The organism is Syntrophomonas sp. (assembly GCF_028707975.1).
In the GTDB taxonomy this organism is placed as follows: Bacteria; Bacillota; Syntrophomonadia; order Syntrophomonadales; family Syntrophomonadaceae; genus Syntrophomonas.
Window position 1 is genome coordinate 1 of record NZ_JAQVZX010000072.1, and the last position, 9,612, is coordinate 9,612.

At 44.6% G+C, this 9,612-nt stretch carries 9 protein-coding genes and 1 pseudogene; 3 read left to right on the forward strand and 7 right to left on the reverse strand.

Going from position 1 to position 9,612, the window contains the following annotated elements; all coding sequences use genetic code 11:
• The coding region (locus PHP87_RS08990; protein ID WP_366942919.1) for a flavodoxin domain-containing protein at positions 1 to 355 on the forward strand (355 nt) is incomplete at its 5' end.
• A gap of 267 nt (positions 356 to 622) precedes the next feature.
• On the opposite strand, the gene PHP87_RS08995 is transcribed toward PHP87_RS08990, so the two are convergent.
• From PHP87_RS08995 to PHP87_RS09005, 3 genes are all read right to left on the reverse strand, one after another.
• Positions 623 to 3,274, reverse strand: coding sequence for a PEP/pyruvate-binding domain-containing protein (locus tag PHP87_RS08995; RefSeq protein WP_299920514.1), 2,652 nt, complete (start codon positions 3,272 to 3,274; stop codon positions 623 to 625).
• A 58-nt stretch (positions 3,275 to 3,332) separates the two neighbouring features.
• Positions 3,333 to 3,935: a TetR/AcrR family transcriptional regulator gene (locus PHP87_RS09000; protein ID WP_299920516.1), complete on the reverse strand. Its 603-nt coding sequence runs from the start codon at positions 3,933 to 3,935 to the stop codon at positions 3,333 to 3,335.
• Positions 3,936 to 4,090: 155 nt separating this feature from the next.
• The gene (locus PHP87_RS09005; RefSeq protein WP_366942920.1) at positions 4,091 to 4,702 is read right to left on the reverse strand and encodes an isoprenylcysteine carboxylmethyltransferase family protein; all 612 of its coding nucleotides are present in this window, start codon (positions 4,700 to 4,702) and stop codon (positions 4,091 to 4,093) included.
• Here PHP87_RS09005 and PHP87_RS09010 point away from each other — a divergent pair.
• A pseudogene (locus PHP87_RS09010) lies at positions 4,653 to 5,681 on the forward strand (IS256 family transposase); the annotation flags it as partial. The gene PHP87_RS09005 and the pseudogene PHP87_RS09010 overlap by 50 nt on opposite strands.
• Before the next feature lie 53 nt (positions 5,682 to 5,734).
• Here the strand turns inward: PHP87_RS09010 and PHP87_RS09015 are convergent.
• The 4 genes from PHP87_RS09015 to PHP87_RS09030 all read right to left on the reverse strand — a co-directional run bounded on the left by PHP87_RS09015 (position 5,735) and on the right by PHP87_RS09030 (position 8,653).
• Positions 5,735 to 6,901, reverse strand: coding sequence for a DUF763 domain-containing protein (locus PHP87_RS09015; RefSeq protein WP_299920519.1), 1,167 nt, complete (start codon positions 6,899 to 6,901; stop codon positions 5,735 to 5,737).
• A gap of 217 nt (positions 6,902 to 7,118) precedes the next feature.
• On the reverse strand, positions 7,119 to 7,577 hold the full coding sequence (locus PHP87_RS09020) for a GyrI-like domain-containing protein (protein WP_299920520.1): 459 nt from the start codon (positions 7,575 to 7,577) through the stop codon (positions 7,119 to 7,121).
• Positions 7,578 to 7,643: 66 nt separating this feature from the next.
• Positions 7,644 to 8,216, reverse strand: coding sequence for a WYL domain-containing protein (locus PHP87_RS09025; protein WP_299920521.1), 573 nt, complete (start codon positions 8,214 to 8,216; stop codon positions 7,644 to 7,646).
• Positions 8,217 to 8,227: 11 nt separating this feature from the next.
• On the reverse strand, positions 8,228 to 8,653 hold the full coding sequence (locus PHP87_RS09030; protein ID WP_299920522.1) for an HTH domain-containing protein: 426 nt from the start codon (positions 8,651 to 8,653) through the stop codon (positions 8,228 to 8,230).
• A gap of 124 nt (positions 8,654 to 8,777) precedes the next feature.
• On the opposite strand from PHP87_RS09030, the gene PHP87_RS09035 reads away from it, so the two are divergent.
• A complete protein-coding gene (locus PHP87_RS09035) occupies positions 8,778 to 9,170 on the forward strand; it encodes a tautomerase family protein (RefSeq protein ID WP_299920524.1) in 393 nt (130 codons plus the stop codon).
• Positions 9,171 to 9,612: the final 442 nt, after the last annotated feature.

Below are 9,612 nucleotides of genomic sequence, written 5' to 3' on the forward strand. Positions count from 1 at the left end.
TAATCGGAGGAAACTAATGAAAATAGAGTCACTGAAACTCGTTTATTTTTCGCCTTCAGGTACAACAAAAACGATTATTGAAGGAATTGCACGCGGGTTTAATTACAATCCTGTGGAAACGATAGATGTTACAAAACCCGAGGTAAGAAAACAACAATTGCAAACATCGGAAAATGATTTACTTGTTATCGGGGTGCCAGTTTATGTCGGCAGGGTTCCGACTATTGCCATTGACTGGCTATATACGCTCCAAGCTCGTAGTACGCCTACCGTATGCATTGTTGTTTGTTGGAGAACTCATTTTTTCACTCTTCAACCCATGCAGGCTTTTATCGTCAAGTATCTCATTAAATGATCCGATCCCAAATATACATCATCAGTGTGGGTATTATCAGAGTCTGCTATATTTAGAAAGAATTGTATCCCAATAATCTATCATTTCCGGAGTAAGTCCCGTTATTTTCTGGCATTCCTCCTGGATCATTTTGACGCATTTGTCACAGGTATGATGTTTATCCCGGTTGTATTTTATGTCCTTATAACGAAAGTCTGAAAACGGAATTTCAAATTCCTTTTTGCAGATCAGGCATATGGTTGTGTACAAATAGCTCATCCCCTAATTTCAACTCGGCAATTGCTCATCACTTAAGAACACCTTGCCTTCATCCCCATCTACAACTACGTTCTGGTCATCTTGAATAAGCTGCATAACACCCGGTATATTTAAAACGGCAGGTATTCCATACTCCCTGGCTACAATGGCTCCGTGGGAACCGGCTCCCCCGGACTCTACCACTATAGCTGAAGCCCTCAAAAATAGGGGGGTCCAACCCGGGTCGGTGGTCGGCGCCACCAGCACATCCCCATCTTTCAACTTTTCCCCCTGGTGGGGATGATATATTAAGCGGGCCGGACCGGAAGCTCTTCCCGTAGAAACCCCCAGTCCTTTCAACGCGTGGCTTAAAGCCTGGGAAACGGGTTCTACATACTGTGGAGCATCATCAATAAAAAAGTCGGGGGATGAAAGCTCCTCCATTTTTTGCCTCCACTGCTTCCGTTCCATCACCATAACTCCTAATCCCCGGCCGTTCCAATCTCCTTTTAGAATTGAACCCAATTCGGGCCAACTGCAGTGGAATACATCAGCCTTATCCGGAAGAATTCCTCTTTCCTGCAGGCGGTGTCCAATTTCCAGGGCTACTATCCGCATGTCTCCATAAATCTTCACTAGTTCGGATTTGGCCATTTCCCTCAATTCCATACCCTTTACGGCCTGTTCCAATTGGCGTTTAATTCTTCCACGCCGAAACGCAGGGACGCCTTGTTCAACCTCCCGCCAGACCTCTTGCGCCTTTGCTTTTTGTCGTTCCTGCAATTCTCCTGTATTAGCGGTTTCCATGGTGCTTTTGATGACATGCAAAAGATAAGCAGGATCTTCTCGCCAGCGGGGATTGTATATATCCATTTCATAGACACCCCGGTGCCCGTATTCGGCCAGGAAATTTCGAAACAACCGCTTGAACGGTGACTCATCGGGTAACTCCTTTTCCCATACATCCGGATCAAAACCGCGCCTGCCCAAATAGTCCCGGGCCGAGGCGTCTCCCCTGGCTATCTCCGCCATTTCGACTAAACGATATCCGTGTTCGGCGCTGGTTATATTTCCCCGTCCTGTCATTAGAGCATTGGTTAGAACTTTGGCGCGAACAGGAAAATACTTTGTCAAGGTTTTTGTCAACGGATTCATGTTGGCAGACATGGCGCAAGCAAAGAATACCGGGTTAAATTCGTACAACATAGTTTGTATAGCTTCCACATGATTGATTAAATCGGCATCCGAAAGATCGGCAAAACTTTTATTGATAAGAGTATCTGTGAATATATCTACCTTATTAAACTGCGCTTGGGCGTTCCCACTGATCTTATTATTAAGGCGGATGTATTGCAGAATCCGCCATATTCTCTTTAACCCTTTAATGCCATGAAAAGGCTTATTCTCACTAATCTTTATTTCCGGCTGGTGCCCTCCCAGAGCTTCGTTGGTTTGGTGGGGCAACAGCCCCAAAGCATCAAAAAAAATCCATTGCTGCAGGGCAAGGTTCCAATAGAGCCGCCCGCCAAACCGTTTTATATTCTGTAAGCCTGGAAGAGTTTTAAAGCCACACAACTCCAAGCCAGGCCGTGGCGTTTGTAGGAGCAGACTCCAATTGAGGGTGGATTGAACCATAGGCATGGCATCCTTGAAATTACCGTTGGACCAAATATCGGGCTGATTTTTGAGTTCGGCAAAGGTATAACGCGGCATAGCCGTAACCGGTCGAGCCTGAACCAGGATGAAATCACGGCCGTCAAAAACCCATTCAATATCCTGGTGCTGATCCCCACCGCCCAGCGCATCCATGACCCGCTTGATAATCAAAGCCAGCTGGCGAATTTGTTCATCGCTTAAAACCTGTCTAGCCGCTGATTCGGGCAATCGGACAAAATCCGTCCCGCCGCTTTCCCTGGCAATAGTTTTTCCTTCTTTGCGTCCTATCCTTTTTTCCGTTATGTCATACCAATAGTCGAGACAGTATTCATCCGGTTCAACAGCTCCGCTGACCAGACTCTCTCCCAGGCCGAAATTGGCGCTTATCAGCACTATGTCTTCCCGGCCGGTGCGAGGATCGCAGGTGAAGCCTACTCCAGCGGCCTCGGCCTCCACCATTTCCATGACCGCCACGGCCTGCCATACCTCATCATCCTTTATGTTCATTTTCCGCCGATAAGCAACCGCCCGAGGCGTCCACAATGAGGCATAACAGCTTTTAATAGAGGACAGGATGTTGTCCAGACCCTTGACATTTAAGTAGGATTCGTGGATGCCGGCAAATGATGCTTGGTTTGAGTCCTCGGCTGTAGCTGAAGAGCGGATGGCCAAAGGCTTTTCAAGCAGGCCCATGTCTGTAAGTTTGGAGATCAATTCTTTCTCAATATGCTGGGGTATTTGCCCAGCCTCGATGTTTTTTCTAATACGGTTAAGCTTTTCCTCAGTTTCTCGGTTTTCAATATTGTCGATGTTTATGCCCCGGGCCATATACATTGTATCTTCAAGCAAGTTGTTTGTTGCCATGAAAAGCTGGTAAACTTCTGCCGCCAGGATGCCTCCGCCGGGGACCCTGAATCCATACCGCTGAAGCCGGCCCAGGTTCCATCCCTTCCCCCCGGCAGACTCCACTCCGGCTTGAAAAGCTTCAACCCAGTTGAAAAAGGACGCTGGGTTCCTCTTTTCCATAAAAATCCTCCCCTAAACAATATACTGACCGGTCGGTCTAATAAATGTTAAAAAAATATTATTCTTCTTTAGCGGTACTTACACCATGTAACAATAATTTAGTAGCCTTGCGAAACAGTACTTTAAGGGCATCCTTGTCTATATGATGATAAATCGTATAATGGTTTAAGCCGGAAAAATAGCTAAACACAATAAAGGTTAATTCAAACAGGCCTTCATTTTTGAACTCACCACTGGTGATCCCGTCTAAAATAAACTGCTGAAACCTGTCACCAGGTTTTTTAATAATATCAATAAACTTTTGACCGGCTTCCGAATCCAGGCCCACTTTATTGATGAATTCCCTCTCGGCTGAGTACAAAGGCCGCTCCCATTGTGATACAAAATCACCGTAAGCATATAGTTTTTCGGCAACGGTTTCATAACGCGAAAATATTTCTTCTAAACACATCAACCCTTCTGCATTAGCCTGTTCTTCCAGGTAAAGAAACAGTTCTTCTTTGCTTTTGAAATGGTAGTACAGGTTGCCCTTGCTGCACCCTGCGGCGGAGCAGATATCTTGAATAGAGGTAACAGTATATCCCTTCTGTGAAAATAACGTTTTGGCTTTGTCAGCGATGTTAAGCTTAGTTTGCTCGCCGTCATACCTGCGTTTGTTCATAAAATTCTCCTTTAAAAATAAACATACTGAACGTTCGGTCTAATATTATTTTAGTAAAAGTTACTAAATTTTGCAAGACTACTATTATATAAAAAGTACATGAATACTTTGGATTCTCAATTTAACATTTTTTTAGATAGACTTGTTTTGAACTTTTACCAAATGGATGGAATCAACCGATAACGTGTCTTTATACAATATTCTTTATACCCCAGGAGGTCTCGTAATAGCAATTCCTCTTCACCTTTTATCCTGAGTACTAAATACGGTATAAAGAAACCAATAGAAGGTATTAATGCCCAATAAGAACCCAGGGCCAGAGCAGTAAACAACGTCATTAATAACATCCCCGTGTACATTGGATGGCGGACTATGGCGTAGGGACCGGTTGTAATTACCTGTTGTTCTTTCACGACCTGTATGACAGCGAAAGCATAACTATTTTCCTTAAAAACAAAGATAATAAGTGTATAGCCCATGAAAACAATAACGTTCGCGGCAATTACAATCCAAAAAGGCACAGTCGACCAATGAAAGCGGAAATCAAGGCCGGGAATTAAGTAACCGAATAAATTTAACGTAGCCAAGAAGGAAGGAATTTTTCTAAGCCTATTGAGACTGAATATTAATCCGTGTAAATGGCAATAATCTCCATATAAAACAAAAACGGAGGTTATGAAAATGAGACAGTCAAAAAACATTCTTACTGAAAAAGAAATGGAACTGGTCAGTCTGCTGATGCAGGACTGCCAAAGCACGGGTGACATTCAGTCGAAGCTGAAAAGGCTTTTCGCTGGTACAATTGAGCAGATGCTGGAAGCCGAGATGGACGAGCATCTGGGATACGAAAAGCACAGCATAGAAGGCAACAACACTGGAAATTCCCGCAACGGCTACAATCACAAGACCATCATCAGCGATTACGGCGAGAGTGAAATTGCCGTACCCCGCGATAGAAACGGCGAGTTCGAGCCGAAAGTCCTTGAAAAGCGGCAGACCCGGACTGATGAAATCGAGCAGAAAATCATGGCGATGTATTCAAAGGGGATGAGTCAGCGGGATATTGAGGACAGCCTGCGGGAGATTTACGGGGTGGAGATACCGCAGACGCTGATTTCCAAGATAACGGACAAGATTCTCCCTGAAGTAAACGAGTGGCAGAACCGTCCGCTGGAGTCGGTCTACCCTATCATTTACTTTGACGGGATCGTGTTCAAGAGCCGCAAGGACAGCCAGATCATCAACAAATGCGTCTACTCGGTGCTGGGCATTGACATGAACGGACAGAAAGACATCCTGGGCATCTGGATCAGCGAAAACGAGAGCGCAAGTTTTTATGCATCAATCTGCTCCGACCTTAAAAAGCGCGGCGTGCAGGACATCTTTATCGCCTGCCACGACAATCTGAAAGGGCTTGGTGAGGCCATAAATGCAGTCTTCCCAAAAACGAAGCAGCAACTATGCATCGTTCATCAAATCCGGAATTCAACAAAGTTTGTGCAGTACAAGGACAGGAAGGAAATCTGCAGGGATCTGAAGAAAATCTACGGTGCGGTAAACCTTGACGATGCGGAGTATGCAAAAGAGGAATTTAGGGAAAAATGGGATAGGAAGTATCCATCTATCCTGCGATCCTGGGATGCGAACTGGGCAGAGCTCACCACATTCTTCAGCTATCCCGAACAGATCCAGCATCTAATTTACACAACAAACGCAGTTGAGGCGTATCACAGGATGGTGCGGAAATTCCCAACATTAGAATTGGTCATGAAATTGGAAAAACTATAAATTAATGTTCATTAGTCAAACAAACCCGGCTGCTGGACTGGGCTTTTTTTTAGACTCACGGGTTGGGGAGGGGAAGGAGAAATCGGACTGGCTTGCACCTCTACGGCTTCACTGTGCCACCGGGCGAGCTTTCTTAAGGCATCAAGCTGTTCCCGTTGCCCGGCTTTAGCCTTGCGCAGTGCACGTTTAAGTGTGGTATAGGATTGTTCAATATCCGCTTCATTAACCGGAAAAGGAAAGCCGTCTTTTCCTCCGTGGGCAAAAGAATAGCGTACCGGATCGCTAAAACTGGGCTGGGTTCCATAGGTCACTTCGGCAACCAGACAAAGTGCTCGTAAGGTACCAGCACCTACTCCGGATACATTAAGCAGGGCTTCAAAATCCTGAGGATGTTTATCATAAGCGGCATACAAGGCCTTGTTAAGATAGCCTGTTCGAGGTATGGGATGGCAGGTCGGTAAAGTCAGGGAAGATTCCTGCAGACGCTTTATCTCCGCCAGGAGCCGATCGGGTTTTTCCTGTACTAAATGAGTGCTAATCTCGCGAATCTTTTCATTTTCGTTGGCCACCAGATTTAAGGTATCTGTCGTAAAGTCACAGCAAATAGCGGCCTGGGGCTCTGTTGTAAATGATTCTACAGCATCGCCCAGCCAATGGTAACGACGCGCTTGCCGTAAGTCTTCATTCATTCCCTGTTGAATAACCGCCCAGTGACCATCTTTGGTAAAGAAAAAGCAATGATGATAAATATCGTAGCTATCCTGTACGGCCGCACTATCTACCTTGGCCGAGATTTTGCTGGCATAGACCAGATCTTCGGCTGAACAGCTCAACCCGTGGCGATCAGCATGATTCATAATTTCTAAAGGGGTTTGACGCGCGGTGCGTCCTTTTCCTCCAGCTACAAAGAGACCGGCCTCAGGGCCTATCTCTGCCAGGCCTTCTTTTAAGGCACCGCAAACCGTGGTAGTTACTCCGGAGGAGTGCCAGTCAAAGCCGACTACACAGCCCAGAGCCTGAAACCAGAATGGATGGGAAAGCCGATGCAGGACTTCATCAGGCCCGTCTTCTTCTAAAATCACTTCAACAATGGCCCTGCTCAAGGCTTTCATGTGGGTAAAAAGCCAGGCAGGACATTTGCCCCCATGCAGAGGAAGGTTTGCTGTGCCGGTTCGCATGATTACAGTCCTTTCATTCAGGATAACTATAGTATAGCAGAAACGAGAACAAAAGTTCTATTGTTCTTGTTGATATGGTGAAAAACGTATTAATGATTTTCGCAACTCAAGAAAACGTCTCGATATTGTACAATTATCTTGCAAAACCATTTTGCCAAAACAGTTTAAGAGGACAGGCCCCTTAAACTGTTTTTTCAGCTATTTAACAAAAAACCTTTTACTTGAGAAGAAAGACAATTCTGGTTAACAGTTCATTTTCCGGCGTTTCCGCGGGATCATTAAGATAAAACTCATAGCAGACACCGGTTGGGGTGTACCCATTGGCGGTTATCCACTCCATAATGGCATTATAAGCAGGCTCGATTTGACTGTAGGGCCCGGTATACAGGCAGGACACCTGCCTTCCGGCCGGGATTTCACCGGGTTTAAGTTCATTAGTGCCTGCTACCGACTGAGCTACCGGTAAGCCGCATTCGATATCCAGGTCTTGCATATCCGTATTAAAATAGCCCACATAAGGTGCACCGGAAGGCTGGATACCTATTTCACTCAGATAGTTCATAATGTCCTCATAGGCTTTCCCCAATACTTGGGGCAGGTTTTCAAGCGCTGTTCGGGTACGGATGGATATAGTGGGTTGGGATTTCTTTTCTTCCAAAACAAACTGATATTGCATATTTATGGCCTCCTCATATATTTTTCTTGATTATAGCATGCAAAACATGACAACTATATGACAGGTTTAAGAGGAATATGTTTTATTAATTTTTTCTGCAATCGTAGCCAAAATGCTGCGAATATGCGGAGGATTAACTACCTCCATTCCACTGCCGAAACTTAAAAGATAGCCATATAACCAATTATTCTCCGGAAGACAGGCTTTAACCATAATCCTTCCGTCATCTTGCCTCATTATATCCTCGCCGAAACACTCTTCCACTATACTTTCCATTTCTTTGTTGAAAACTAGATCCAGTTCCACCAGTTTGGCTGTCTCCTGCCACTGGTTTTCAAAGTAATCTTGTTCCATTGGTGTTTCTCTGGGCTGATAAGTTTTGTCCGTAAGCTGTATGTTCTTAATCCGTATCAGCTTGAAGAGACGGAAATCTTGTCTGAGCAGGCACCAGGCATAAAGGTACCACGATTGCCCCTTGAGGAGCAGTGCATAGGGTTCCACCTGCCGCATGGTTCTTATACCGGCAGCATCAACATATGCGAAATTAATCTCTCGACAATTTTCAATGGCCTGGCGCAACAGCGATATTTTGCTTTTTAGTTGCTCATTAGTTCCCCAGGGAGACAAATCGATTATCATCTGTCTGCTCTTCAGATCAAGTAACTCGAGCTGGGACGTTGATAGGGGATTTTCAATTTTTCCGCCAATACATCAAAACGGCTGTCAGGTATACTGGCGGCAACTCCCTTTAAGGTGGAAATTAGGGTAGCCATATCATCGGCACTGAGTACGCTTTTATCCAGGCGATAACCTTCAGTAATGCTGATACCGCCATTCACACCCTGATAAGTTATGATAGGTATTCCGGCCAGGTTAATAGTATCAATGTCACGCAGGATAGTACGGACGGAAACATCAAACATTTCCGCCAGTTCTTTGGCCTGAACCCGTTCGCGCCTGAGCAAGACTATAATAATGGAAACTAGTCTATCGATTTTCACTTTATCACCTGTTTCTGGAATATACCTCCCATATAGCAACATAACTTTTTTAATATGGTAAAATAATACTTCCATAGATTGAACTCATGCAACAGTTTTAAGAGCTTTACTATGGAACCAGTGGATATAATACAAAAACCCGGGAAATCAGTCAGATACTTATTTGAGCTAATATTAACAAATGAGAGGAGACATTAATATGCCCTTAGTAAAAATAGAAATATTACAGGGGAAAAACCGCGAGTACAAAAAAGCTCTTATGGACGGAGTACACAACGCGCTGGTTGAAGCACTGAAGATTCCGGATTATGATCGTAATCAGCGTTTATACGAACTGAATGCTGAAAACTTTGAGTATATCGATACCCGAACAGACTGCAATACAATTATAGAGATTACCATGTTCGAGGGCCGTAGTCGGGCCGCCAAAGTAGAGCTCTATTCAGCTATCTGCCGTAATCTGGAAACCAACCCTGGCATACCGGCTAATGATATTATTATTGTTTTAAATGAAATTCCCCTGCACAACTGGGGCATAAGAGGCGGAAAGCCCGCAGATGAAGTGGATCTGGGTTTTGCAGTAAAGGTCTAACCCTTGGACACAAGAGCCTTGCTGTCTTTCTGCCCATTCCGCACAATGACAGCTGGGACAGGGTAATGGTAATGTTGATATTCTGGTCAGTGAATTTCCCGGATACCGGTTAAAACAAAAGATAAAATCATTGCTGCCGGAACAATTGCCCGGCAATGGAGGCCAAGCGATTTTTTAACTGTTGGCGAGGAAGCAAACCAACTGGGAAAGGGGGTATATTATATGAAAAAGTATATCTCTATAATCGCAGGATTGCTGGCTGTATCCGCGTTGATGGTTAACTGTATTTTTTCATTAGTGTAGAGCAGCAAAATCAATCATCAGAAACCGGATAAAAGCATCAAAATAAATTCTGTTTACGCAATGCAAAGCTGATTTAATCGTACAGTAAAAAACAGCAAAATGAAATCATGTACTCAAACTGGAAAAATGATAAAATAGA

What these genes read in the sequence shown, in the direction of transcription:
- PHP87_RS08995 (WP_299920514.1), bottom strand. Translation starts at nt 3,274, where the DNA reads ATGGAAAAGAGGAACCCAGCGTCCTTTTTCAACTGGGTTGAAGCTTTT.
- PHP87_RS09000 (WP_299920516.1), bottom strand. Translation starts at nt 3,935, where the DNA reads ATGAACAAACGCAGGTATGACGGCGAGCAAACTAAGCTTAACATCGCT.
- PHP87_RS09005 (WP_366942920.1), bottom strand. Translation starts at nt 4,702, where the DNA reads ATGTCACCCGTGCTTTGGCAGTCCTGCATCAGCAGACTGACCAGTTCC.
- PHP87_RS09015 (WP_299920519.1), bottom strand. Translation starts at nt 6,901, where the DNA reads ATGCGAACCGGCACAGCAAACCTTCCTCTGCATGGGGGCAAATGTCCT.
- PHP87_RS09020 (WP_299920520.1), bottom strand. Translation starts at nt 7,577, where the DNA reads ATGCAATATCAGTTTGTTTTGGAAGAAAAGAAATCCCAACCCACTATA.
- PHP87_RS09025 (WP_299920521.1), bottom strand. Translation starts at nt 8,216, where the DNA reads ATGATAATCGATTTGTCTCCCTGGGGAACTAATGAGCAACTAAAAAGC.
- PHP87_RS09030 (WP_299920522.1), bottom strand. Translation starts at nt 8,653, where the DNA reads ATGGAAGTATTATTTTACCATATTAAAAAAGTTATGTTGCTATATGGG.
- PHP87_RS09035 (WP_299920524.1), top strand. Translation starts at nt 8,778, where the DNA reads ATGCCCTTAGTAAAAATAGAAATATTACAGGGGAAAAACCGCGAGTAC.